The sequence below is a fragment of the Butyrivibrio sp. X503 genome, assembly GCF_003625475.1.
GTDB lineage: Bacteria > Bacillota > Clostridia > Lachnospirales > Lachnospiraceae > Butyrivibrio.
In genome coordinates this window covers 113,894-140,214 of sequence record NZ_RAIQ01000004.1, presented here as the reverse complement: position 1 = coordinate 140,214, position 26,321 = coordinate 113,894, and the positions used below count along the sequence as shown (strand labels likewise).

Below are 26,321 nucleotides of genomic sequence, written 5' to 3'. Positions count from 1 at the left end.
TATTATGAGAAAGCTTTTAAGAGTGGTAAGGAACATATTTTTGGTATTGCTTGCTTGCATCATCTTATTTGTATCAGGCGCGTTTGTTTACCACAGAATCAAGCTAAGTCAGGAGAAACCATTATTGGAAAATGTTCCCGGACAGATGGTTGAAGTAGACGGCCACAATATGCACGTATATTCGGAAGGTCAGGGCGATCATACCATCGTATTTCTTTCAGGCTGGGGAACTACCAGCCCTTACCAGGACTTCCTTCCTATGACTAAGGAGTTATCAGGCGAGAATAAGGTAGTTATCATTGAGAAATTCGGATATGGCTATAGCGATGAAGTTCCCGGCGAAAGAGAAGCTTACGTGGCTTCGGAGAAAAAAGAAAAATTGGTTTATTCGGGATTCAACATTTTATGTAAGCTTGGAATCATGAGAGTTTTAGTGGGTACACCTGAATTCGAAACCGAGGATGATAAGATCAGATATGCCCTCGAACAAAAGGAGGGAATGAACAAGAATTTTATCAGTGAGAATAGCAACACAGTAGAGAGCATTGATGAGATTTTAACCATGCCACTTCCTACAACACCTACCCTTCAGTTTGTTTCCAAACAGACAAATGAAATATCAAACAGAGAATTTCCGGGCACAGACTGGATGGCCGCACACCAGGAGCTTGTGGATGCATCTGTAAACGGAAAGCTGGTAGAGCTTGAGAGCAGCCATTATGTATATAGATATGAACAGGACACAATAGTAAGTGGTATCAAAGAGTTTCTTAAGACTCTTTGCTGAGAAGAAATATGGGATAAATTGAGAGGTTTGAACGGTTATGAAAAAGTATTCTTTAATTTTGTTCGCGGTAACAGCAGTTTGCATTATAGTTGGACTTGTATACAACTATAAGAGTTTTGAAGGGGTCAAGTATATTAATTCTTCGAAAATGATAAAAGACGAAGTAAACTTTGGTAATGTGGAAGTTAAAGAGGTCAAGATCGATATGGACCACGGCGATATCTCTTTTGCCTACGGACCTGAACTTACAGTTTCTTCCTTGTATCTTAAGGAGGATCTTCCCAAAGTGACTTATGAGAACGGCGTTCTCAGTGTAATACAGAAGATTCCCGTGAGTAATTATGTTAGCGTAAGGCACTCAGAGGATGAATATCTGACCAAGGTAACCATTCCGGAGGGGACAGTCATCAAGAAAATTGAGTCCGTTTCAAACAACTGTGATGCTTATCTTGAAAATATTGACGCTGAGGATGTTACCTTCAAGCAGAGTACCGGTGATGTTGATATTAAGGGATGCAAATTTCAAAATCTGATCGCTGATTGCCAAGACGGAGATTTTTATGTTTCCGGAGAGTTTGCCAATGTTGATATTAAACTTGAAAATGATGATGTCACGCTTTCAGGTAAACTTGATCAAGTCAAGGTTGATGTTATTAACGGAGACATAGAATTAAATACAGAAGGACCAATCGATTTAAACAAGGTTTCAGTCAATACTTTAAACGGAAACCTCTACATAAACGGTAAGGAAATCGGCGATTGAGTGTTGAGCCACATGAGTGATTAATTATACTTCAAATAATGAAAAAAGCTTACGTATCCAAATTAGTGATACGTAAGCTTTTATTGTTAAAAATAGAGGTAAGAGAGACTTTTTTCGAGCAGTACCGCTAGCATATCAATAAAATCGATGATAAATATATTAACCTATTTATTGACATATTTATTGATTAATGATACCTTAAAATTAGAAAGAGAGGATGAAAGTATGCATAATATGGCTTATACCCTTGATAATATAATTCCGATAACAATGTTTAATAGAGGCCAAGCTGGCAGGATATTCAGTGAGGTTAAAAAAGGTTCGCCCAAGGTTGTGATTAAGAATAACGAGCCAGAAGCTGTCATTATTTCTCCTGATGAATATAAAGAGATCATGGAATTGCTTGAAAATGCAGAACTTATGGAAATGGCTATACAACGCGAGACGAATGATAATGGTGCACGTTTTTCTCAGAATGAAGTAATGGAAGAATTGGGAATATCTCAAGCTGATCTTGATGAGATGGAGGATGTGGAAATTGGCTAAATGGAAGATTGAATATACTTCTGCAGCCAAGAAAGACCTAAAGAAGCAGAAAAAAGAATTAAAAAATCAGTACCACCGACTTAACCGGAGGTGCTGATTTTTTTGTATTGTAGATGTAGGTTGGTTGAAAATATATAACTTGTCGTCATTCCATTGCTGAATAGGATTTACTGTCTTATACATTATGCCACCTCAGAATCACAACCGGCTCGGCCGGAGTGAATGCAAAGAGAGACCTGCGATCGCAAGTCTCTCTTTGCTTTTATCATATTGAGTTAATCAACTCTTTTCTGTCCCCAGAAGAAGAGGGCTACTGTACCGGGGCCTGTGTGGCTTCCGATCGTTGTTCCGATGTCGTAGATCTTGACCTTGCCCTTAAGCTTGGGGAATTTCTCTTCGATCATATCTGCAACAGCTCTTGCGTCCTCATAGCAGTGTGAGTTGGAGATGTAGCACTCCTCAGCGTAATCTGCACCGTTATTGGCAAGCTCGACCATCTTCTGGACCTGAGCCTTCATCACGGCGTTCTTACCTCTTACCTTAGATCTTACAATAAGCTTTCCAACGTTATCTACATTTAGTAAAGGACAGATGCTGAGAACATTTCCGATAGCACCTGCAGCTTTGGATACACGTCCGTTTCTTACAAGGTATTTGAGGTTTGAAACAAAGAACCAGTGATTGCATGTGAGCTTGTTCTCTTCAGCCCAATTGTATACTTCATCAATGCTCTTGCCGCTGTCACGAAGATCAGCAAGCTTGTCCATAAGAAGACCAAAGCCTGCGGAAGCTGCAAGTGAATCAACTACATAGAGCTTTCTGTCGGGATATTTCTCCTCAAGCTGCTGCTTAGCGATCATTGCTGAGTTATAAGTTCCTGATATTCCTGAGCTCAGTGTTAAGTGAAGCACATCCTTGCCCTGTGAAAGGAACTTTTCAAAATATTCCTCGTATTCGCCGACGCTGACCTGTGATGTTCTGGTCATTGCTCCGTCAGCCATCATATTATAGAACTTGTCCAGTGAAATGGATTTTCCAAGATCGTCCGGATATTCGGTTCCGTCAATTTCAAAATGGAAGCAGATATATTTGATATCTCTTCTTTCAAAATGTTCAAGTGAAAGGTCTGCGGTAGAGCAGGCACTTAAAATAAAATCGCTCATAATGTCCCCTTTTCAGACGTTTTTTATACTTTTTTTATCATACATTATTATCACTTTTCTATCAAATGTAAATTGTGTGAGAATTGTTCTCAGGTAAACACTGGAATTGTCTGAATTGTCTGAATATAGCAGCACAAGAAAAAAGATGTTTGACAAATGTTCTCAATAATGGTATATTATATTTACAATCACATAGGAGATAAAACCAAAGCAACCAAGGTGGCTTAAGCTTCACCGGAAGTGAGCAGCGGTTATCGGAGCGACTGACATCTACAGCAAGCGTGGCGATGCTTCACAGGAGCCGAGGGATGTCAAGGTGTCGCTTAAGGATGTGATTTATATATATAAAACAGAAAAGAGAGGACAAGCCATTGGAAATACTTAATTAAGGCCGGGTGTTCATTTAGAAAATGGATGCCCGTCTTTTTTTATATTTTTTGCTTCACGGAGCATTTGAGCGCGCATTGCTCCTTTTTTTGTGCTATAATTTAAAAACTATACTTGATTTACATTACTAGACTTCAAGGATTAGGAGATGTAATAATGGCAACCAACATAATATTTCTTTTTAACAGCGCCATGCTGGGCTTTGGTCTTGCGATGGACGCTTTTTCTGTCTCCTTGGCCAACGGATTCACACATCCGCACATTAAGAGAAGGAGAAGACACGAGATCGCTTTTGTATACGCGGCATTTCAGTTCATGATGCCTGTAATAGGCTGGTTCTTCGTTCATTACGCAGAGGAAATGTTCAACGGGTTCAGACCCTTTATACCGTGGATTGCGCTGATACTCCTATTGATAATAGGCGGCAAGCTCCTCTTAGAGGGCATACGCGAAAAGAAATGTTCTGAAAATCTATCCTGCGATGAATGCACCAACACCGATTGCCCCAATCATAGGGAATCCGGAGCATCCAATCTATCCAACAAAGTCCTTATATTTCAAGGAATAGCTACATCTATCGACGCACTCTCAGTAGGTTTTACGATATCATCCTACAAAGTCCCCCAAGTTCTCATATGCGCACTTATTATAGGCATGGTGACACACGTTGTCTGCTATATCGGTCTTAAGCTTGGAATCAAGTTCGGGACTAAGCTCGCCGGAAAGGCAAAGATACTTGGTGGAATCGTGTTGATAGCGATTGGGATAGAGATATTCTTTAGTTAAAAAATATAAAATAACCGATGTTTTCATTCCCAATATGACTCGCGATTATGATATCATATAAATTACCCGCCGATGAAATCTCTTTTGGCGGAGTATCTTAAAAATATTCTTATGATCGGGAGGAAAAGAGGATGGAACAAAAGAAAAACAGTTGGGTGAGTGCGCTTATCATCGGAGTTTGCGTGGTTATAAGCTGCGTGGCTCTTGCATGCGGCCTTTCAAATTTCAGATCCGGAAGCCAGCACATCATCAGTGCTACGGGCAGCGCGAGCGTTGATTTTGACGCGGATCTTATTATCTGGAGAGGATCTTTTTCTGCAACTGATTATTCGTCAAAAGATGCATATGCAACACTTAAGAGCAATGCTACAGAGGTAAAGAACTATCTTGTAGGAAACGGCGTTTCCGAGGAAGAGATCGTATTTAATTCTGTAGATATCAGAAGAACATACAGAGAAATCTACGATGACGAGGGCAAGTACATCGGATCCGAGCCCGAAGGGTACGAGCTTACACAGAGCGTTGTTGTAACTTCTACAAACATGGACAACGTCGAGAAGATCTCAAGAGACATCTCAAGCCTTCTTGAAAAGGGCGTTGAGTTTACTTCGGACACACCCGAGTATTACTATTCTGACCTCGATGCATTAAAACTCGATCTTATAGAAAAGGCAACACAGAACGCCAAAGAGCGTGTAGATATCATGGCAAGGAATTCAGGCGCCAAGATCGGTAAGCTCAAGAACTCCAATCTTGGTGTATTCCAGATCACAGCTCAGAATTCCGGAACAAGCACATATTCTTATGACGGCGCGTTCGATACGGCTTCAAGACATAAGACAGCTACCATCACCGTTCATCTTGACTACGATCTTAAATAATTGATTTTTTATATAGAAAAAAGAGTATGAATTATACATATATAGTTGAATGTGCCGACGGCTCCTTATACTGCGGATGGACCAATGACCTCGAAAAGAGGATCGCGGATCACAACGCGGGCAAGGGCGCCAAATATACCAAAACAAGACTTCCCGTTAAGCTCGTCTATCATGAAGAGTTCGACACCAAGGAAGAGGCCATGAGCAGGGAATGGCACATCAAACAGCTAAGACGAGAAGCTAAGCTTAAACTTATAAATAAAGGCTAATACGGTAAAACGGTGTGGATACAATCTGTATCCACACCGTTTTGTTGGTACGTGAACTTATTTTTATGAGGGGGGAGCCATGCGGATCGCTCCACATGGCTATATATGGGAAAAAGCTATGATGTAAGCTTTTCAATTATTATTATACACTTATTAACATATTTGTCAAATATTATTTTGAAAAAATCTCAAAAATTATTCTTTTATTGTAATAATACGCGGAAACGCCGCGGAATTTGCAAAAAATTGTCAAATGTTGTAAAATGCTATTTGTAACATTTGAAACGCTAAATGAAAAAAAGAAAAGGGGAAATATTAAAAATGAAAGCGAAAATTATACCTTTTATATTAGCCATGACAGTGCTTGCCATGACAGCTATGGGGTGTTCGGATACATCAGCCGAGACGCCCGCAGTACAGGATGAAGAGAGCACCGCAGCCGTTTCTGCAGAGGCAGAGACTTCCGAAACTGCTATCGAGAGCACTGACAGTGCAACAAAAGAAGAGACAACAGAGGCAGCTTCCGATGATGAAGACAGCGTAGCAAAGCCTCTTGCGACAATTACATGTACTTGGGATACTTCCGAGGTAAATTTAACAGAGTGCGATCCTGAAACACCCCTTGAAGGCGGGGCATTTGCTGACCTTGTAATAAGCGGCGGCGGAGCAAACCTTGAAGTCGGTAAGCTCTATGAGCAGCGTGACGGCGATAAAGTCTTATTTGATTCACTCATCACCGAAGAAGGTAACACCAAGAAATATACCTGCAATATCTACTCATGGGATTGCGGCGATATGGATTTCCAGGCAGAGCCCTGCGCTCCCATCAATTCTTTCCCTGATGTGGACGTTGTGATCACACAGGAAGGAAAGGCCGACATTCATAAAACCGGCGAGGACTTAATGGTCTACTCCTACACCGGCACTCACTTCTACGGCCTTTGCTCCGTACGAAACGGCGAAGTCGTTGACTGGGTAATCCCCGAGTGGCTCACCGAAGGAATGAAGAACGTGGAAAGGTAAGTAATCAGCAGACTCAGTTCTTTTGAGTCGTGCGGTACTACTTAGTTCTGGCGAGCGAATGCGAGAGCAGAACTTCCTTCTTTGCCAGAAGTGTTTCAGCGGTTTTTTTGATGCTTATTTATGATAAGTTATTTTTTGTCTTTGTATTGGCGACGCAACATAGCGTCGCCCTTTTTTGTGTATATTATAGATATTTTATTGTATTTTAATTAGCTTAAAAGAGCGCATTGTAAGATAATCATATTATAGGGATAATGCGTGAAAAGCAGAAAGGCATGCAGATGAACAGAAAACTCAAAAGAATGCTTGCACTAATATCCGTATTTGCACTGATTACGGCCGTTGGATGCGGGAAAAGCTATACACCCCCCGAAGCGACCCAATCCCAAACCACAGAACAGGACCGGAATACGCAGCAAACTCAATCACAGCAGCAAGAAGATACCAAAGAGGAAACCAATGAGGAAACCACGCAACCGGTAGATACCGACAAATACCTTGAAGAATATGCTGAGGTACTGGACGCTTATTACTATGGCTTAAAGAGCAAGCAGACCTATGACGACTTTTGGATAGAAAAACCGTTTAATACCATGGCTACATACGCTTATTCCAAAGACGGCTATGACAAAGAAGGCTCACTTGATTACACCGGCTTTTGCTTTATGGATTTAGACAATGATGGCACATGCGAGCTGCTCATCGGAAATCTCTCGGATGATGAGAAACTCGATAAGATGATCTACCTTATCAGCACCATTCACAACAACGTGCCATACCCCATGTTTACAAGCTCTGAGTGGTATTATTATTACCTTTGCAAGGATAACAAGTTATGCTCCGAGTCTCATGATACTGAAGACAAATGGGACAACGATTACTATATGTTTGAGTTCTCGAACGGTGGATCGGGCATAAACTGTATTGATAGAATCTGGTCATATAAAGGCGATAATGACGAAATATTATGGAAAAGAAATAGCTTATACAGTAATGAAAACGAACTATCCGAAAAGGAAGCGAATGCCGCAAAGGATGAATTATATGCAGCCAGAATACAGCCCGATCTGACTCCGTTTTCGGAATATAGCCCTAAAAATCCGGAAGACTGTTATGTAGACGATGCGGGGACGGCATTTGGAAAAGGCTATTCTTCCTGGCAGGAAGGATATATTGCTTATTTAGATGAGACTAAGAACTATAAGTTTGATGATTATTCTTATGCGCTTATTTATGTTGACGAGGATGATGTTCCTGAACTTGTATGCTATTCCGGAATTGAGGCCGGAGGCTCCCAAATACTTACGTATTATGACGGGCAGGTAAATGTATTACAGACAGCGAGATTGAGTTTTTCATATATTGAAAAGAGTGGTCTTTTGTGCAATGACGGTGGACACATGGGATTCTATTATGATCATGTTTATCGCTTGCAAAATGGGAAGTGGATACCGACCTTTGAAGGAGATTATTTCGGAATTGATGAGTCGCAGGAAGATGCCTATGACGAAGAAACGGGCAGATTTCGCACGCTTAATTATATGATAGATGGAAAAGAGACTGATGAGCAGACCTACCTTTCAAGGCTGCGTGAAGTCTATGATGAGGATAAGGCAAAAGAGCCTGAGAGTTATCTACTTATAGATGACCTGATGTCATACCTCAAAACAGGAAAGATGGCTTCGGCAGATCATAGGTATGAACTCATTATAGAGGATTGTACTTGGAAAGAAGCTGAAAAGAAATGCAAAGAAAAAGGCGGCTATCTCGCCTCCATGACCTGCGATGAAGAGTTTGACGTTGTTGATGCTCTTATCAGATCCGAAGGCAAACAGGATTATTACTTCTATATAGGTGCAAACAGGCTTGGCGATCGATCGTGGCACTGGACAGAACCCGGCCTTACACAGACTCAGAATAAATGCACGGGCAGCGGCTATAGGAAGCACTGGCTCGCCAAAGAACCAAGCTATAGGAGCAAGCTCGCAGACGGAATGGAGATAAAAGAGGAATACGCCGAGTACTTTTACCAAAAATCCGATGACAAGTTCTATATCAATGACATCCCAAACGATGTAATCTTCGATTTCCCGGAATATAAAGGGTGTATGGGATATATATGTGAATATGAGCAGTAAATACGAAGCCGCGACAAATTGTCACGGCTTTGAGCTTATACGATAAATACTGGTTTTATCTAGGGACAAGAAAGAACTGCATAGATATTTAGAAAATCAGCTGAGTTCGAGGTATACATGCTATGCTTCAAAGCGGAAAAGTTGCGTGCCTTTAATCAAGATATAGTGGCTTATAGGCTGCGTTTTTTGCCTTGACCACAAGAGTTACTATTCACAGCTTTTATAGTTAGTGCAGGAAGTCTATATTTATAGGCTTCCTTTTTTGTGGGCAAAGACTTTTGATGTAATAATGTAAAAAGTTCTTTACATTTAATTGGATAACTTATATGATAATAATGTAAAAAGGTTTTTACATTAAGGAGGTGCATCTATGAAGAGAATTTTTCGTAAAGCTGATGAGATGGAATTGGCAGTAAACTATAAAGCTGCCCGAAATGCTTTTGTCTTTATGGAGTTTACACTCGCTATTTACTGTCTTATATGCGTATTACAAACAGGGGAATTGCCATGGGCATGGCTTATCTTCGTATTCTCGGGGCTGGTATTTTGGGGAACAAAGATGATTGAAAACAAGCGACTTTTAAGCTCGGGGGATAGCGATGAAGAATAATATCAAAGAGCTTCGAAAGAGTATGAACTTGAGACAAGAAGACTTGGCAGGCATACTTGGAGTCACGAGGCAGACTATTATCGCAATAGAAAACAATAAATATGATCCAACGCTAGAGTTGGCTATAAAAATATCTAACCACTTTAATATGAGTGTTAATGAGATTTTTCAATTGAGGTAGTAAGAGAGTTTGAGTTTATGTAATTGGAATCTTTTATAATAATCACGATATATGTGAACACATCCTGGTGTTTGCACCTTTTATTGGCTATATAATTAGTATATAGTGGTTTTTGTTAAGCGTTAATTACTATCAAATTTATGGATGATAACTAGACGGAGTTATGCTCCGCCTAGTAGCTCTGCTACAGTATATGGCTCTCCAGAAGTCAGTCTCAGAAAAGCAGTGAATTCATTACCACAAGATATTGCTGGGAGATTTATAGTACAGCATTTGGTATACCATGTAATCATAGGAATAGATAAACGGTGATTACAAAGGAGGTACTTATGACTCAGATGCTGTATACAGACAACTGTCTGCGCTATAACGTTACATATGAGATTCTTGGCAAAAGGTCTTTTTACATTAATAAAAATTATGGCGATATGTCAGGTTACACGGTTATCCTGATCACAGACGACATGGCAGAGAATACTTTCATCAGAAACATAGCGGATTTCATACTTACAAGAGGTTGCAAGAACATAGTCTTTTGCGGAGAAAACTCTGAAGAATGGCAGGATATCTTCGATCTGGAAGATCAAGAAATCAACGGTTTCAATGACATGACAGGCTACGAAGACTTCGCTGTTACCAGGAGATTCGAAGACTTAGAGGAGCTTCCCGACGAAATTGAAAGCTGTTGGAATGATGTTCTCATCCTCTGCGGAAACAGACAGATCATGCTGGATTGCAGAGAGATTTTGGAAGAAGCAGGGTGAAAAGAATCCTATGTGATTCCGGAAACGGAGGTAATTGATTATGAAGAAAACATTATTAAAACTATTGGTCGCATTAATGATGATAATCACACTTTTAGGAGTGGCTTCGGTATCTGTTGAGGCAGCAGGGAAGAATAAGACAACAAGTAGTTACTCCTCCAGTAAGAGCAAAAAGAATACTAAGAAAAAGGCTAAAAGCAGTAAGAAAACCTCTAATAAGAAAAAAACAGAGTCATCAAAGAAGAATAGCGATCCCTACGATGTACATGATTATAAGTCAGCAGAGGAATTTGCCGATGACAAGTACGAAGAGTTCTATGATTATGAAGATGACTACGAAGATGAAGAGGAAGCCCATGATGCAGCAGAGGACTATTGGCGCGATAATCATTGAATGATTGAAAAAAGCCGGATCATGTGATCCGGCATTGTGTTATTAATTTATTTGTTGGTGGTCCACCTCGCTTTACTTTTTTAGTTCACGAAGCTTTGAAAGGATAGCCTCTTTATCAGCATCCGGCTCATCGAGCTGGTTTATGAGTTGCATAAAAGCGGCTTTTTCCGCATTTAATTCGGTGTTTTCATCACGTAGTTCGGAAATTTCAGCTTTGTTTTTTGCAAGCTCGGGCTCGTATTTCTCTTCAGCATCGGTGTATCCTGCAGTATATTGAGAGTTCATCTGCTCTCTGTAACGGCGCTGGCCTTCTAAGATTTCTTTTGCTTGATTGTCATAATTAAGTTCAAAGATCAATGTTCCGACCTCGCTTTACTTTTTTAGTTCACGAAGCTTTGAAAGGATGGCTTCTTTATCTACATTTGGATCATCGAGCTGGTTTATGAGTTGCATAAAAGCGGTTTTTTCCGCATTTAATTCAGTAAGCTGTGTTTTCGCATCAGTAAGTTGAGTCTTGGTATCATCAAGTTCTTCCTGAAGCTCATCAATCATATATTTAACTGTGTTACGATCAAGTATCTTAAGCTCTTCAGAGAACATATCCATCATCCTTTCTGTGTTTAGACACATGTTATGTAAATCTTGATACATTGGTTTAAATAGAGGATATTTTTCGACCAGTTTGATAATGAATTCCGGTTCATCGCATCCAATAAATGTAAGCCATGCATCTAATTCGCTTTGTATACCACTATTATGGAGTTTTTCAAGGAAAATATCAACAGGGATGAATACATAGTTCTGGAGCATATTTAGTTCAAGACCACTGTTAGATACCGCTGAGAATTTATGGATGAAGGTATCCTTGTAATCCTTAAATGACCTTGGACTGCTTTCAAGGAATACAATGGTATATACAGGTGCTATGTTCTTGTATGAGAAATTGGTTTTAAGAGAATCTCTTACTCTTTTATATTGGCGCAGTAGTAAGTCTGCTGAATAGCAGGAAGCTCTTTCTCCTGTAAAAGCATAACCGAGTTTTTGTACTTCAATGTTGGCAAGAGTTCCGTCTTCGAGTTCGACAACTATATCGGTAATTACGAGAGACAGTTCATCTCCGATACGCGTGTTGTCATTTGGCAGTTGGTATTTTACAGTGACTTTTTTGCCGATAATGATGCTTAATAATGCCGATAAGCGTTCAGGTGTGTACTCCGGGTTGAGTATCTCTTTGAAATAGCAGTCATAGAGCATCTTTACGCCTTTGGCACCGGTGCATATTGATAGAAAGTTCTCTTTTTGATCTTCAGTCCAGGTTTCAAATTTTCCGCGAAGATTATCTTTTGAATGAATCTCTTCAAGAACCTGCGCCCTTGTCTTGATCATTGGAAATAATTTAGAAAGATTATTTTGGCTGTTCATACAGCACCTCCGAAAAAAAAGAATTTGGCGAATCCGCCATGCGTCGACTTGAGAATGGCCGTTGAAAGACCGTCGACATATTCAATGATATCAGACAAAACTTAAGATTTGCTGTAGATAATTCTTAAGTTTTCTTAAGAAATGGCGCGGATATATTCTGGCAATAGTTAATAAAACCATATAATCTGACGATATAATAAACAGCGATGGAAGCGTGTTTCTCAATGGATTGAAGTTCATTGAAAAACGCGCTTTTTCTTTTGACAATAAGCATCGAAATATTATTATATGGAGGAGTTATATGAATATTAGCCTGAACCTCAAGAAAGAAGAGACACAAAAGATCACTACAGAAATTGAATTGGCGCGGTATATCATGGAAAGAGGAAATGACACGGGAAAAATGTCGGAAGCGGACCGAGCCAAGATGGAAGCCCGTATAAACGCCAAGCTTCAATCAGGGAAAAAGCTTTCTCAGGAGGAGATGGAATATTTAAGAAGATACAATCCAATCATGTATGCACATGCTCTGAGGGTTCAAAGAATGGCAGAAGCTGTAGAAGAGCAGCTAAAGCATGCAAAGAGTAAGGAAGAAGCAGATCGTATTATAACTTCTGCTTTAAATGGCATATCGAAAAACGATCCCGACAGGGAATACATATTTGCCGCGGTAAATAGGGTGGCGACTGAGTTTCATAAGTCGGGAGCATATGACGAGCTACCGAATACCATAGACGAGGATGATAAGAAGAAAAAGAAGGGTGGAGAAGTCTTTTCTGCTGCGGAAGATGATGAAGACGATGAGTTTGACTTAAAGAATTGGAGTCCGCTTACGGAGGTATATGATAATATGCCTACATTCTCAGTGGAAGCGTGATACATCATAAGGCTTGACAAAAGTTTTTTTGCCCAATAAAATTAGTTGTTGAAATAGAAAATAACAAATGCTATGAAGGTGTGGGCCTCGCCCAAGATGTTATGCGGATTTGCATTACAGAGAATGGAAGTCATCGGCTGGAAGCTTCCTAATGAGAGCATATACGGAACATTCGCACCGGAGCAGCTTGCCTGAATTGATTTCGTTAGTAGGGTGAGACGTATGTCTACGTTACAGATATAATGAGTGTCCGAGCATTGTATATGCCGGGAACTTGGGTGGTACCGCGATAATTCGTCCCTTGTGCTATTTGGCACAAGGGATTTTTTTTTGAGCAGAGCACTTGGCGAGGTGGTTTCGAGCCTAGTGCGAGCCATGGGGATGTACTTGACGAGGTATTGTCGAGTTTAGTACATATCCCAAGAGCAGAGCACTTGGCGAGGTGGTTTCGAGCCTAGTGCGAGCCATGGGGATGTACTTGACGAGGTATTGTCGAGTTTAGTACATATCCCAAGTGCAGAGCACAGTTTTAAAGACATCACATTATGGAGGAAGATTATGATTAGTGAACAGCTCGACAAAATTAGAGAGGAGGCCCTTAAACAGATCAAAGAATCTGACGGCCTTGAGAAACTTAATGAGATCAGAGTCAACATTCTTGGAAAAAAAGGTGAGCTCACAAGCATCCTTAAGAGCATGAAGGACGTTGCTCCCGAGGACAGACCGAAGGTTGGCCAGCTTGTAAATGAGACAAGAGAAGCTATCGAGAAGGTACTTGAAGAGACCAAGAACAAGATGGAAGCTGCAGCACGTGATGCCAAGCTCAAGGCTGAGGTCATCGACGTAACTCTTCCTGCCAAGAAGAATAAAGTTGGTCATCATCATCCCAACACCATCGCTCTTGAAGAGGTAGAAAGAATCTTCACAGGCATGGGCTATGAGGTTGTTGAAGGACCTGAAGTTGAGAAAGACTATTACAACTTCGAAGCGCTCAATATACCTGCGGATCACCCCGCCAAAGATGAGCAGGATACTTTCTATATCAACGGAGATCTTCTTCTCAGAACTCAGACATCTTCAACACAGGTTCATGAGATGGAGAAGGGCAGAATCCCGATCAAGATGATCGCTCCCGGAAGAGTTTTCCGTGCCGATGAAGTTGATGCGACACATTCACCTTCTTTCCACCAGGTAGAAGGACTTGTTATAGATAAGAACATTACTTTTGCTGATCTTAAGGGAACACTCGCAGAGTTCGCTAAGCAGCTCTTCGGACCCGATACCAAGACTAAGTTCAGACCCCATCACTTCCCGTTCACAGAGCCTTCAGCTGAGATGGACGTAAGCTGCTTTAAGTGCGGCGGTAAGGGATGTCGTTTCTGTAAGGGTGAGGGCTGGATCGAGATCCTCGGTTGCGGTATGGTACATCCTCACGTTCTTGAGATGAGCGGAATCGATCCTAACGAGTACGTTGGATTTGCGTTTGGTGTAGGACTTGAGAGAATCGCGCTTCTTAAATACGAGATCGACGACATGAGACTTCTCTACGAGAACGACATAAGATTTTTACAGCAGTTTTAGTGATATAGGGATTCATGCACATGCAATGCTGTGCTTGCACAATGCATTGCATGTATATGAAGACCGAACAGAAATGAGGAAAAAAGATATGCGAATGAAATGAGCATATCGATTTCCGAATTTCTGTAGGATTGCGAGAGCGAAGCGGAGCAATCCGTATATCACAGTAGTGTTATATACGATTAGATTTCACTCACAGAACAGGAGAATAACAATGAACTCATCTAAATCATGGATTAAAGCATATGTACCGGATCTTTCATGCACCGATCAGGAATTCTTCGATGCGATGACACTTTCCGGAACCAAGACAGAAACATACACACCACTTGATAAGAACCTCGAGAAGATCGTGGTTGGTCAGATCAAGACAATTGAGCAGCACCCCGACGCAGATAAGCTCGTTATCTGTCAGGTAGACATCGGAACTGAGATGATCCAGATCGTCACAGGTGCCAAGAATATGAAGGAAGGCGACAAGGTTCCCGTTGTTATTGACGGCGGACGTGTTGCCGGCGGTCACGACGGAAGCCCCAATCCCGCTGAAGGCATCAAGATTAAGGCAGGAAAGCTAAGAGGAGTTCCCAGTGCAGGTATGATGTGCTCAATCGAAGAGCTCGGTTCAACCAAGGATTTCTATCCCGAAGCTCCAGAGGACGGTCTTTACATCTTCCCCGAGGACACGGAAGTAGGAGCCGACGCAGTTGACGTACTCGGCCTTCATGACACTGTTTTTGAATTCGAAGTTACTTCAAACAGAGTTGACTGCTACAGCATTCTTGGAATTGCAAGAGAGGCTGCTGCTACATTTAAGCTTCCTTTCAACGCACCTGCCATCGAAGTTAAAGAAGACGGCGAGGGCAAGACTTCCGATATGATCAGCGTAGAGATCAAGGATACAGATCTTTGCACAAACTACTGCGCAAGAGTCGTAACAGACATAAAGATCGAGCCTTCACCTAAGTGGATGCAGAGAAGACTTTCAAGCGTAGGCATTCGTCCCATCAATAACCTCGTTGATATCACCAACTACGTTATGATGGAGCTTGGTCAGCCCATGCACGCTTACGATCTTAGCACTATCGCAGGTAACAAGATCGTTGTAAAAAGAGCCGCTGACGGCGATACTTTCGTAACTCTCGACGGACAGGAGAGAAAGCTCGACAAAGACGTTCTCATGATCTGCGACGCTGAGAAAGCAGTCGGAATCGCTGGTATCATGGGCGGTGAGAACTCTATGATCACTGACGATGTTAAGACAGTTCTTTTTGAGGCTGCTACATTCAACGGACCCAACATCAGAAAGAGTGCCAAGAGAGTAGGTCTTCGTACAGACGCTTCAGGCTTCTTTGAGAAAGGACTTGATCCTGCTAATGCAGAGATCGCGATCAACAGAGCTTGCCAGCTTATAAACGAGCTTGGCTGCGGTAAAGTTGTTCCCGGAATCGTAAAAGAGGGGCTTCCTATCGCACCTCTTAAGAGATTTGCGCTTGAAGCTGACAAGATCAATCAGCTCCTCGGAACAGATATCTCCAAGGAAGACATGATCGCAATCCTTAATAAAGAAGAAGTTGGCTATGATGCTGCAACCGATGAAGTTATCATCCCTTCATTCAGACAGGATCTTAACCAGATGTGCGATATCGCCGAGGAGGTTGCAAGATTCTACGGATATGACAAGATTCCTACAACTCTTCCCAAGAACAGCGCAACAACAGGCGGTATCTCTTTCAAGATGAGAGTAGAGAAAAAAGCCAGAGAAGTAGCACAGTTTTGCGGTTTCTCACAGGGCTATACATATTCATTCGAAAGTCCCAAGGTATTTGATAAGCTTCTTTTACCTGAGGATGCAAAAGAAAGACAGGCTATCAAGATTTCCAATCCTTTGGGAGAAGATTTCTCAATAATGAGAACTATCCCTCTCAACGGCATGCTTACCAGCCTTGCAACCAACTATAACCGCAGAAACAAGGACGTTCGCCTCTATGAGATGGGCAACATCTATGTGGCAAAGTCACTTCCTCTTACAGAGCTTCCTGATGAGAGAATGCAGTTCACACTTGGTTTCTACGGAGACGGTGACTTCTACAGCATGAAGGGTGTTATCGAGGAGCTTCTCGACAGTGTGGGAATGCTCGATAAGGTAGAGTACGACCCGAATGCAGGCAAGTCTTTCCTTCATCCCGGAAGACAGGCTAACGTTGTTTACGACGGAGAGGTTATCGGATATTTAGGTGAAGTTCATCCCGTTGTGTGCGATAATTATGATATCGGCACAAGAGTTTATGTTGCTGTTATCGACATGCCTCACGTTGTTGAGCATGCTAACTTCGATACGATCTACACAGGAATTGCCAAGTTCCCTGCTGTTACAAGAGACATCTCCATGGTCGTTCCCAAGGAAGTTCTTGCGGGCGAGATCGAGAAGATGATCCGTCAGCGCGGCGGCAAGAAGCTTGAGGATCTTTCACTCTTTGATATCTACGAGGGCGAGCAGATCAAGGCAGGCTTCAAGTCCATGGCATATTCACTTGTATTCAGAGACAAGGAAAAGACTCTTGAAGACGATGAAGTAAATGCAGCAATGAAGAAGATATTGAACGGCCTCGAGTCACTTAATATCGAACTTCGCTCATAATTATGATTCAACCGGTAAAAGGAAAGGAGCATGGATTAATGAGAAAAAATGTATGGACAACATACAACAAAACTCAGCTTAAAGCATGCGACAGATTTGCTGAGGACTACAAGGAATTCCTTAATAATTCCAAGACAGAAAGAGAAGCCGTTGACACTATCGTTAACGAGATAGAGGCAGCCGGCTACAGAGAGCTCAACACTCTCATCGGTACAAAGACTAAGCTAAAAAAGGGTGATAAAGTATATTGCGTCTGGATGAACAAGAGCATCGTTATGTTCCAGATGGGTTCAGACCCCATGGAGGCAGGACTTAACATCCTCGGAGCACACATCGATTCTCCAAGGCTCGACGTTAAGGTTAATCCTCTTTATGAGGACGGAGGCTACGCTTTTCTTGATACTCACTACTACGGCGGTATCAAGAAGTACCTCTACGTTGCGACACCCCTTGCCATCCACGGCGTACTTGTAAAAAAAGACGGCACGACCGTTCAGCTAAGTGTCGGTGAGGATGAGGACGATCCGGTATTCTTTATCTCGGATCTTTTGATCCATCTTTCAGCCGAGCAGATGAACAAGAAAGCTTCTGCAGTTGTAGAGGGCGAGGTACTTGACCTTATCATCGGTAACAGACCTTTTGTTGTCGACAATGATTCGGAAAAAGAAAAGAAGGCAAGCACTAAATTAACAGCAGGCGAGCAGTATGCCGTTAATCATGAAAAAGAGGAAAAGAAAGAATCCGGTAAGCTCTCCGGAGCCGTAAAGCGCGGTATTCTTGCAATCCTCAACGATCTCTACGGAATAGAAGAAGACGACTTTATGTCAGCCGAGCTTGAGATCGTTCCTGCAGGAAAAGCCAGAGATGCGGGCTTTGACAGATCAATGATCATGGGATACGGACATGACGACAGAGTATGCGCATATCCTTCAATGAGAGCCATTCTCGAAGCCAAGAACCTTAAGAGAACGGCTTGCTGTATCCTCGTTGATAAAGAAGAGATCGGAAGCTACGGCGCAACCGGAATGCAGAGCAGATTCTTTGAAAAGGCTGTTGCCGAGGTTATGAATCTCACAAAGGAAGGCTACAACGAGCTTTCATTAAAGAGATGCCTTGCAAACTCCTGCATGCTTTCATCCGATGTATCGGCAGCATTCGATCCTCACTATGCTTCGCAGTTTGAGAAAAAGAACTCAGCATACATGGGAGAGGGTGTAGCGTTTAATAAGTACACCGGATCAAGAGGAAAGTACGGTTCAAGTGACGCCAATGCTGAGTATATCGCAGAGCTCAGAAAGGTCTTTGATAAAGAAAAGGTAGTATTCCAGTTTGCAGAGCTTGGTAAGGTTGATGCGGGTGGCGGCGGAACGATCGCTTACATGCTTGCCAAATACGGCATGAATGTTATCGATTCCGGAATCTGCGTTCTTAGCATGCATTCACTTTGGGAAGTTATCAGTAAGGCCGACCTCTACGAGGCACTTCGCGGCTACGTTGCTTTCCTTGAAAACATTGATTTTAGAAATGAGTAATATGATTTTATGAGTAATAGAGCTGAACTTGGTTTATCAACAGCTGACTATTATTTCGATCTTCCACAGGAGCTTATCGCTCAGGATCCTCTTCAAAAGAGAGATGAGTGTAAGCTCCTTGTTATCGATAAGAAGACGGGTAAGACAGAGCATCACATCTTCAGTGAGATCATTAACTATCTTAATCCCGGTGACTGCCTTGTCCTTAACAACACCAAGGTTATCCCCGCAAGGCTCCTTGGTGAAAAAGAGGGAACGGGCGCAGCTGTTGAGATACTTCTTTTAAAGAGAAAAGAGAATGATATATGGGAGACTTTGGTCAAACCGGGCAAAAAACTTCGTCCCGGTGCCAGGGTTTCTTTTGGCGGAGGAATCTTAAAGGCTGAGATCCTCGATATCGTTGAGGAAGGAAACAGACTTGTGAAATTCTACTACGACGGTATCTGGGAAGAGGTCCTCGACAGGCTCGGCGAAATGCCGCTTCCTCCTTATATCACGCACAAGCTCCAAGATAAGAACATGTATCAGACGGTATATGCTAAGTTTGAGGGCTCCGCTGCAGCTCCTACCGCAGGGCTTCACTTTACGGATGAGCTCCTTCAAAAGATACGCGAAAAAGGCGTTGAGATGGCTTTTGTGACCCTTCATGTCGGTCTTGGTACTTTCAGACCCGTCAAGGTAGAAAACGTCAAAGAGCACCATATGCACACCGAATGGTACCAGGTGACGCAAGAAGCCGCCGATAAGATCAATAAGGCAAAAGAGACAGGCCATAAGGTTATCTGCGTCGGAACAACCAGCTGCAGAACAATAGAGAGCGCTGCCGATGAAAACGGAAGGCTTCGGGAGTGTAGTGGCGACACTTCGATCTTTATCTATCCCGGCTATAAGTTTAAGGTTTTGGATCAGCTTATCACGAACTTCCATTTGCCTGAGTCAACGCTTGTAATGCTTGTTGCCGCACTCGCCGGCCGCGAGAACATCCTCGCCGCATACGAGGAAGCAATCAAAGAAAGATACAGATTCTTTTCTTTTGGCGATGCGTGCTTTATAACGGATCTGTGAACCCGGAAGCAAAGAGCTTCGAGCGACTCTTAACTCTATATGACGGTGGATTTATCATTTTCCAGATAAATCCACCTTTTCATATGCTTCTATCTGTGAAAAAAGCAAGAAAAACAAAGATGGATATAGAAACTACAGAAGGGACGATAAATGAAGCAGAAGTAAAATGGGCTGTTGCTTAAATCAGATCACAGATCATGATTATAGTTCAACAGCCCCGTTTTTTATCCGTTCTTTTTCCAAGAGGTTAGAGAGATGACAGCATCATTATAATCTCTGTCATTACCGTCCTCCAAACTGTAATTATATATGCATCCGATTGACTTGCCTTTTTCGTTTCTGATAGAGCCTGATGCGTTGGATGTTTTTATTTGAACATTCTCATTATCAAATACTACCTCAATACGCAAATTGCTGCCGCCCTCATAAATGGCAGCCTCATGTGATAATAGATTCAGCTCTTTTACATAATTATTTTTATTGATTTCGACATATGTTTGATCATCGTCTTTGATAGTAACGGAAAAGGTATTTGAACACTGAGAAGTTATATCCCACATCATCAGATTTCCTTTTTTTAATCCGCCGATATAATAGGTCTCCATATTAGGGCTGTCTTTTTCTTTCCTGTTTTCGCTTGCATAAGTCGTATTCCCAAACATTGCGAGTGCCATAAATGCTGCTAAGGCAAGCGGTAAAAATTTAGTTTTCATATAAGCGTCTCCTATAAATGTTAGTATATAATGCCATGATTTATTATACAGGTATAGCTTGCTGTAGGTTGTGAAAAGTTTATGTTAAAAAGAAAAGGCCGTGTTTCTCAAATAAAAAAATCACATATATCATGCTGCATGGTGTATAATAAGTCGTGTAAGATTGATTGTATTATTGGAGATTTGTTATGGAAGACAGAAGAAAGAATAAGCGCCTGGAGCTTTCGGGAGATATTGTTATAAAAGAAATTACGAGCGGTCCCAAGTCAGATACCGTGGAGATTGAGATTATCGATGCATCTACCGAAGGTATCGGCTTTACAACCGATAAGCAGCTTATGATCGGCGCCAATTATGAGACGAATCTTACGCTGTGGACCAAAGAAACAGTGCATGTCTTCATCCAGATTGTCCGTGCATGGAAAGAGGGCGATACTTACTGCTATGGCGGCATGTTCATCGGTATGCCCGAGGATGTCAAGATGCACATCGGAGTCTACGGAACCGTAGAGGATGCGCTTTCCGAGCTGGAAGAATAATTTAATATGAGTGTTTATGAGGCTTTCCCATGCACTGATGCCCGGGAAAGCCTTTTTTACGCCCTTCTTAGGTCGCTTCATTTGAATAAGGATAATCATTATGGTAAGCTAGAAAGGTGTGAAAAAAACGACTATTGGAGGCACTGAAATGGATAATACTTTTAAGAAACGACTGACAACTTTTATTGCCGTAGCCTATGGCGTGACATTTTTTATGTATTTAATCATGTTCTTTGGGCTTAGAGCCGGTAAAGATCTTTCGGTATTTCCCAATGCACAGATGATGTTCCCTGCATGCGGAGTTATACTTGGATTTCTTCTTTTTGGAGATAAGGAGAAAAAGATTCCCAAGGCTGGGTTTATAGTAGTGCTTATCACAGCGCTTGCTATGATAGGAATGTCTATTGCTTCATTGATCGTACCGGTTACTACGATCGAGACACAGGCCGGATCTGTTACAAATATAGATTTGTACAGCCAGTATGTGTTAATGGCAGGAAGCCTTATAGCTTATATCCTTTTTTGGGCATGTGGTAAGGAAAAAAGAAAAAATGTGGGCCTTTCCAGAAACAAAATAGGTATGAGTGCCCTTTTGGTATTTTTGTTTGTGGTTTTATTTATAGTAAGATTGTTGATCTCGGCATACCTTGGTAAGTTTGTATCACCTGACGCAGCCGGTGATCTTCAGGAAGTGATCGGTGCACTTACCAATCCACAGACTTATATCAGCGCTCTTTCCATACTGTTAATTTTTCCGCTTAGTTTTTTGGCGTTCTGGGGAGAAGAGTATGGATGGAGATATTATTTACAGCCTATTCTTCAGAATAAGTTCGGACTTAGACTCGGCGTATTGATACTTGGTGTTGTATGGGGATTGTGGCATTTCGGCCTTGATTTTATGTTCTATACAACTACATCTGGCCCTGTGTATTTGCTCATGCAGGTCATTACATGTATCGGACTTGGAATATTCTTTGGATATGTATTTATGAAGACGAAGAATATATGGGCCATAGCCTTAATGCATTTCATAAACAACAATTACATAGTGGTATTTTCGGGTGGCAACGCAGACGCAATCAAGGATCAGACGGTAACACTTTCTCAGGTGCCGGTTCATCTTATCAGCTTCCTTGTGCTGATTGTATTCATCCTTGCACCTATATTTAACCAAAAAAAGACTGAGGAGAACGCTTAAGCGTTCTCCTCAGTTCTTTTTGCGATTACAACAAGTCTGTGAGTAGCTATATAAATAGGAGTGCATGTATAAAGGGTTAGCTGCTCGTCATCGGTCGGATCTAAGATCTCGACATCTTCGGGATTAACGACCTTGATCTCGGTCACCTTGTATTCATAGGTGTCATCCCTTGTATCTACAAAGATCTCATCACCAACCTCAACTTCATCAAGTCTGTTGAAGTATTTACCAAAGTTATAATTGCGGTGCCCTGCGATAACGCAGTTCCCGATTTCTCCGGGAGAAGCGGTTCCGGGCTCGTGTCCGAGGGAAGCGGAGAGGGCGCTTTTATTCGTACCCTCTTTTACCGGCTCCTTGGAGTCTATCTTGGGAATCCTTACCACGTAGATGATCTCGCTTGAATTCAAAAGAGTGTTTCCGTCGCTGTCTTCAAGTGATACGGTCTGAAGCTCGTCATCCGTGCTTTCGCCGTTTTCCGTATTTGGAAGAGCTTCGTAGAAGGATTCAAGTGCGCTTTCTTTTTCCTGCGCCTGTATTACGTTTATTGATATTGATGCAATAATAAGTGCCAGTCCGGATACCAAAAGGATGGCACCTATTATTCTTAAAAACAATTTCATCTTCTTTTCCTATTATGAGCTTTCTTTGGATTTATCACCAAAAGAACCGTTCCGATAACTACTGCAACGCCTCCTATGATGTAGGATACGAGAGTACCCACAAATCCGCCTGTCTTTGCTAGCTTAGCGCCTGCTGCGGCTTTTCTTCTAACTCCGAGAACTTCGCCGTTGGGACCAAGTATGTACTCGTAGTTCGGGTCGCCGCCTTCAAGTGTGGCGCCGTCTACAACAGTGTATCCGTTGGCCTTGATCTCGTCATCGCTTATAAGCTTGTCATCATATTCTGAAGGAGCTTTAACGATGATCTTGGGCTTGTTGTCGTTGTTTGCATTGGCATTTGCGGCGTTATTGTTGGCTGCGGCATTGGTGTTTGCAGCAGCGTTATTTGTGTTTGAACCGGAGTTGCTGTCGTTTCCGCCGTTGTTGTCGCTGTCGTGGTGATCATCGCTGCTGTGGTGCTTGCTGTCTGATGATCCGCCTGAGCCATTGTTGTCCGAACCGTTTGAAGGACCGCCCGATCCGTTGTCGGAATTATTGCCGTTCTTGTTATCACTGTTGTTGCCTGAGTTGTTGCTGCCCGAATTGTTTCCGTTTTTATTATCGTCTTTATTTTCGTCGTCGTTTCCGGGATTCGGTACATCCGGCTCGGGTTCCTTTTTCTTGTTGGTAAAGTTAAGATTTACACGTCCTTTATTTGTGTTAAATTCATATGGCTCTTCATTGAGCTCATATCCGTCGGGAGCTTTAATCTCTTTTACAATATATTCTTTACCTTTCGGAAGACCGACTTTTCCGCTTCCGTTTTCTCCTGTTGTGAGCTGTGCAACTTCTTCTTGAGTAGCCTTATCTATGATCGAGAATACGGCTCCTTTGAGAAGAACAGAAGAGTCTTCGTCATCGGCCTTTGTTATTGTAAGTGATGCTTTACCGGTTGAGCTTCCTGAGCTGAATTTAGCATTGCTAAGATCGATATTTGATTTGAATTCAGCATCTATACCGGAATCCAAAAGTTCAGCACTGTTGGAGTAATCGCCGCCTGCAACCTTAGGAAGATCCGGAGTAGCTATATATTTAAGTACATAGCTGGTCTTTCCGGTATTCTTGGGAAGAGTAACTTCCAACTGCGTTGTTCCGTTGGTATTGGTCTTAACATCTGTTTTATAGCCTGTTGCTTCTTCACCTTCGGAAAGATCGCCGGTAGCAGGATTGATGTTGGCGACGTACAGTTTTACCGAGCTTTCCTCGAGGTCGAGGTTTGCTCCGAGAATATCTCTTACTTTACAGCCGTCGCGTAACTCCTGCTGTGAACCATTGACATAAATAGTATATCCGGCCTGAGTCTTATCGTTGATAACTTCGCCCTTTTTATTGAACATTGAGTTCTTGATCTCGCGTTTTGCATCTTTTGACTCAATAGTAGTTGTAGGATAATCCTCGGTTTCGATTGATGCATTGTTGGCGATGCTGATACTTGAACTTGTAATGTTATCAAGGTATTTTTCGTCTTTAACTCTTGCGGTGAATGTGATTGTTTTCATTGAATCGGCTTCGCCGGCAACAGTATTTTCGGGATATACGGTAAGAAGACCGTTATTGTATGTATAGCACGGTCTTGTTGGGTTATCATCTGAACCCTTAGGTATTTCCACGCCGTTCATCATGATTGGCTTGTCTGTCGCAATAATAAGTTCAAGACCGCTTTCTGAAAGTCCGTCTTTTACACTTATCTTGGACATTGCCATCTTATTTTTGTTGGCAACAATTTCGTACTGGAACTCATGAGTCTCGTAGTTGTAATTTCCTACGATTCTTTTTGTAAGGACTTCACTTTTACATGTCTTTTCGATTTCGTCACTTACGTTTTTCATTTCATAGGAGTTCATGACAACTTTATTTTTGTATTTTTGCTCTTTATTTCCTGAATAGAACTCTTTTTCTGATTCCAAAAGCTCAGTGACTACATCAAATTCCAATGTTTTTTCTTTAATGTCATTGCCGAGAGTTATAAGGTATTCACTGTATTCATCGGTTCCTTCAATAAATTTACCGGGAACACCCGCATACTTGTCGGATATATCATAGGGTTCACCGTCAAGCTTGGCATTAGTGATTTCTACAAGCTTCTGACCGGCTCCAATCTCTTCAGTGATCTCGACATCTGTGAGAGGCTGTTTACTGGTGTTAGCTTTAATGGTCCAAGTAATCTTATGGTTTGCGGCATCATAGCTTGTAAGATTTTTTACAATACCGGGTTTAGCGTTGAGACCGTCTTTTCCTTTGATCTTATCGATGGATTCATGATGCTCTTCGTCACCATATTCGAACCATGTTTCATTGTTGGGAGCGGAAGAGTGGTTCTGCTGTAAATAGGTATCATAATTTTTAAGTAAAGACTTATATGTTACTACATAAGTGCTTTCACCGGACAGAGTTCCGAGATCAACAGAGAAATCATACGGTAAATTCTGGAACTGTGAATTGCCTGCTGAAGTGTTTACGCTGACATCGCTTGTGATATCTTCGCCGTCTTTTGAAACGGTTATGGAATCTGAAATGAGACTCATGTCTGTCTTTGAATCCATAGTGAATTTATCGTACAGAACAAAGTTATCAAAGTCATATCCCTTATTGCCTAATGTTATTTCCCAGGTGATGATCGCATCTTTGTTATCATCGGTTCTCTGGATATCCTTGAAATTCTTCTTAAGAGTATATTTATCTTTGAGCGGAGGATCTACAGGGCCCGGGTCGGGTTCAGGCTCCTCCTGATTTTCTTTGATGTCGAATTTAAAAGGAGTTTCAAAGCCCGGAAGCTGCATCTCGATTTCTTTTTTGTCTCCGACTTTATCACCGTCGAGCTTACATGAGATTCCGAACACTACCTCGTTTAGATCAGAGTATTCATCATTTGTGATCTCAAGGAGTACGTTGCCTTCATCATCAAGAGTGACTACGCCCAGAGGCTCGTCAAGATCTTTGATGCTGATAGTTATATCATGTGGGTATTTTGCCAGTATTTTTGGGAAATTAGGGAGGATGATCTTATCACCTTGTTTGATATAGTGATCCGGATTTACTTCAGGATCCTTTTCGTCATCCGTATAGTTTAGATAGAGAGGTTGAAAAAGAGTGTATGTTAGTTCAAATTGATCGCCTAAGGAGATTACATCCCCACTTTCCAAAGGCTCCCCTTCCTTGTAGAGCTCGACAAGTTCTACAATGTTTTTGACTTCCCCCTCGCCTTCTTCAGCATGTGCACCTATAGGGAGTGAGAGGACTCCGATGCACAGAAAAAGGCACATTAAGAGTGCTTTTAAAGTTTTTTTCATACATGCCTCCAAAATAATAAAAATTATTTCATATTAAATGTAACAAACAGATATTTTAAAATAGTGAAGAATCTGTGTCTATTTTGTGTTTATTCGGTTACCGGACACAAAATAT

At 41.8% G+C, this 26,321-nt stretch carries 26 protein-coding genes; 20 read left to right on the top strand and 6 right to left on the bottom strand.

All coding sequences use genetic code 11. From position 1 onward, the window contains the following. Positions 1-4 precede the first annotated feature (4 nt). The 3 genes from D6853_RS08420 to D6853_RS08410 all read left to right on the top strand — a co-directional run bounded on the left by D6853_RS08420 (position 5) and on the right by D6853_RS08410 (position 2,096). Entirely contained in the window at positions 5-787 is a 783-nt protein-coding gene (locus D6853_RS08420; RefSeq protein WP_120657568.1) for an alpha/beta fold hydrolase, read from the top strand. A 37-nt stretch (positions 788-824) separates the two neighbouring features. Then, positions 825-1,550, top strand: coding sequence for a DUF4097 family beta strand repeat-containing protein (locus D6853_RS08415; protein ID WP_120657567.1), 726 nt, complete (start codon positions 825-827; stop codon positions 1,548-1,550). A 225-nt stretch (positions 1,551-1,775) separates the two neighbouring features. Continuing rightward, a complete protein-coding gene (locus D6853_RS08410) occupies positions 1,776-2,096 on the top strand; it encodes a type II toxin-antitoxin system Phd/YefM family antitoxin (RefSeq protein ID WP_120685498.1) in 321 nt (106 codons plus the stop codon). Positions 2,097-2,371: 275 nt separating this feature from the next. On the opposite strand, the gene D6853_RS08405 is transcribed toward D6853_RS08410, so the two are convergent. Further along, positions 2,372-3,259 (bottom strand): DegV family protein, encoded by an 888-nt coding sequence (locus D6853_RS08405; RefSeq protein WP_120657565.1) that lies wholly within the window; start codon positions 3,257-3,259, stop codon positions 2,372-2,374. A 543-nt stretch (positions 3,260-3,802) separates the two neighbouring features. Here D6853_RS08405 and D6853_RS08400 point away from each other — a divergent pair. The 9 genes from D6853_RS08400 (at position 3,803) to D6853_RS08360 (ending at position 10,692) form a co-directional block, all read left to right on the top strand. Then, positions 3,803-4,432: a manganese efflux pump MntP gene (locus tag D6853_RS08400; RefSeq protein ID WP_120657564.1), complete on the top strand. Its 630-nt coding sequence runs from the start codon at positions 3,803-3,805 to the stop codon at positions 4,430-4,432. A gap of 131 nt (positions 4,433-4,563) precedes the next feature. Further along, the gene (locus D6853_RS08395; RefSeq protein ID WP_120657563.1) at positions 4,564-5,313 is read left to right on the top strand and encodes an SIMPL domain-containing protein; all 750 of its coding nucleotides are present in this window, start codon (positions 4,564-4,566) and stop codon (positions 5,311-5,313) included. 26 nt (positions 5,314-5,339) lie between these two features. After that, the gene (locus D6853_RS08390) at positions 5,340-5,582 is read left to right on the top strand and encodes a GIY-YIG nuclease family protein (protein ID WP_120657562.1); all 243 of its coding nucleotides are present in this window, start codon (positions 5,340-5,342) and stop codon (positions 5,580-5,582) included. Between the two features lie 321 nt (positions 5,583-5,903). Further along, positions 5,904-6,605, top strand: a complete 702-nt coding sequence (locus tag D6853_RS15405; protein WP_199713015.1) for a hypothetical protein — start codon at positions 5,904-5,906, stop codon at positions 6,603-6,605. A 281-nt stretch (positions 6,606-6,886) separates the two neighbouring features. Then, complete coding sequence (locus D6853_RS08380; protein WP_207667213.1) at positions 6,887-8,743, top strand: lectin-like protein; 1,857 nt, start codon at positions 6,887-6,889, stop codon at positions 8,741-8,743. Positions 8,744-9,113: 370 nt separating this feature from the next. Further along, positions 9,114-9,353 carry a hypothetical protein gene (locus tag D6853_RS08375; RefSeq protein ID WP_120657560.1) on the top strand — a complete coding sequence of 80 codons (240 nt, stop codon included), beginning with the start codon at positions 9,114-9,116 and terminating at the stop codon, positions 9,351-9,353. Further along, on the top strand, positions 9,343-9,534 hold the full coding sequence (locus tag D6853_RS08370) for a helix-turn-helix transcriptional regulator (RefSeq protein ID WP_120657559.1): 192 nt from the start codon (positions 9,343-9,345) through the stop codon (positions 9,532-9,534). The genes D6853_RS08375 and D6853_RS08370 overlap by 11 nt, the downstream gene beginning before the upstream one ends. A 329-nt stretch (positions 9,535-9,863) precedes the next feature. Then, positions 9,864-10,298 (top strand): hypothetical protein, encoded by a 435-nt coding sequence (locus tag D6853_RS08365; protein WP_120657558.1) that lies wholly within the window; start codon positions 9,864-9,866, stop codon positions 10,296-10,298. Between the two features lie 40 nt (positions 10,299-10,338). Further along, positions 10,339-10,692 (top strand): hypothetical protein, encoded by a 354-nt coding sequence (locus tag D6853_RS08360; RefSeq protein WP_120657557.1) that lies wholly within the window; start codon positions 10,339-10,341, stop codon positions 10,690-10,692. A 72-nt stretch (positions 10,693-10,764) separates the two neighbouring features. Here the strand turns inward: D6853_RS08360 and D6853_RS08355 are convergent, their stop codons facing one another. Next, the gene (locus D6853_RS08355) at positions 10,765-11,049 is read right to left on the bottom strand and encodes a hypothetical protein (protein ID WP_120657556.1); all 285 of its coding nucleotides are present in this window, start codon (positions 11,047-11,049) and stop codon (positions 10,765-10,767) included. Positions 11,050-11,064: 15 nt separating this feature from the next. Beyond that, positions 11,065-12,114 (bottom strand): PD-(D/E)XK nuclease family transposase, encoded by a 1,050-nt coding sequence (locus tag D6853_RS08350; RefSeq protein WP_120657555.1) that lies wholly within the window; start codon positions 12,112-12,114, stop codon positions 11,065-11,067. A gap of 301 nt (positions 12,115-12,415) precedes the next feature. Between D6853_RS08350 and D6853_RS08345 the strand changes: the two genes are divergently transcribed. The 6 genes from D6853_RS08345 (at position 12,416) to queA (ending at position 19,807) form a co-directional block, all read left to right on the top strand. Then, positions 12,416-12,991, top strand: coding sequence for a hypothetical protein (locus D6853_RS08345; protein ID WP_120657554.1), 576 nt, complete (start codon positions 12,416-12,418; stop codon positions 12,989-12,991). 72 nt (positions 12,992-13,063) lie between these two features. Then, complete coding sequence (locus D6853_RS15540) at positions 13,064-13,186, top strand: hypothetical protein (protein ID WP_256372399.1); 123 nt, start codon at positions 13,064-13,066, stop codon at positions 13,184-13,186. Between the two features lie 363 nt (positions 13,187-13,549). After that, the gene (gene pheS / locus D6853_RS08340) at positions 13,550-14,572 is read left to right on the top strand and encodes a phenylalanine--tRNA ligase subunit alpha (protein WP_330541927.1); all 1,023 of its coding nucleotides are present in this window, start codon (positions 13,550-13,552) and stop codon (positions 14,570-14,572) included. Positions 14,573-14,786: 214 nt separating this feature from the next. Further along, positions 14,787-17,210 carry a phenylalanine--tRNA ligase subunit beta gene (gene pheT / locus D6853_RS08335; protein WP_120657553.1) on the top strand — a complete coding sequence of 808 codons (2,424 nt, stop codon included), beginning with the start codon at positions 14,787-14,789 and terminating at the stop codon, positions 17,208-17,210. A gap of 38 nt (positions 17,211-17,248) precedes the next feature. Further along, a complete protein-coding gene (locus tag D6853_RS08330; protein WP_120657552.1) occupies positions 17,249-18,742 on the top strand; it encodes an aminopeptidase in 1,494 nt (497 codons plus the stop codon). 9 nt (positions 18,743-18,751) lie between these two features. After that, positions 18,752-19,807 carry a tRNA preQ1(34) S-adenosylmethionine ribosyltransferase-isomerase QueA gene (queA, locus tag D6853_RS08325; protein WP_120657551.1) on the top strand — a complete coding sequence of 352 codons (1,056 nt, stop codon included), beginning with the start codon at positions 18,752-18,754 and terminating at the stop codon, positions 19,805-19,807. A gap of 224 nt (positions 19,808-20,031) precedes the next feature. Here the strand turns inward: queA and D6853_RS08315 are convergent, their stop codons facing one another. Continuing rightward, positions 20,032-20,520, bottom strand: coding sequence for a hypothetical protein (locus tag D6853_RS08315; RefSeq protein ID WP_120657549.1), 489 nt, complete (start codon positions 20,518-20,520; stop codon positions 20,032-20,034). Between the two features lie 188 nt (positions 20,521-20,708). Here D6853_RS08315 and D6853_RS08310 point away from each other — a divergent pair, with 188 nt between their 5' ends. Both D6853_RS08310 and D6853_RS08305 read left to right on the top strand, forming a co-directional pair. Next, on the top strand, positions 20,709-21,059 hold the full coding sequence (locus D6853_RS08310) for a PilZ domain-containing protein (protein WP_120657548.1): 351 nt from the start codon (positions 20,709-20,711) through the stop codon (positions 21,057-21,059). 148 nt (positions 21,060-21,207) lie between these two features. Next, positions 21,208-22,257, top strand: a complete 1,050-nt coding sequence (locus D6853_RS08305; protein ID WP_120657547.1) for a CPBP family intramembrane glutamic endopeptidase — start codon at positions 21,208-21,210, stop codon at positions 22,255-22,257. Here D6853_RS08305 and D6853_RS08300 read toward each other — a convergent pair. Both D6853_RS08300 and D6853_RS08295 read right to left on the bottom strand, forming a co-directional pair. Then, positions 22,254-22,877, bottom strand: coding sequence for a sortase (locus D6853_RS08300; RefSeq protein ID WP_120657546.1), 624 nt, complete (start codon positions 22,875-22,877; stop codon positions 22,254-22,256). The genes D6853_RS08305 and D6853_RS08300 overlap by 4 nt on opposite strands. Next, positions 22,874-26,206, bottom strand: a complete 3,333-nt coding sequence (locus tag D6853_RS08295) for a collagen binding domain-containing protein (protein WP_120657545.1) — start codon at positions 26,204-26,206, stop codon at positions 22,874-22,876. Before D6853_RS08295 ends, D6853_RS08300 begins: the two co-directional genes overlap by 4 nt. Between the last annotated feature and the right edge of the window lie 115 nt (positions 26,207-26,321).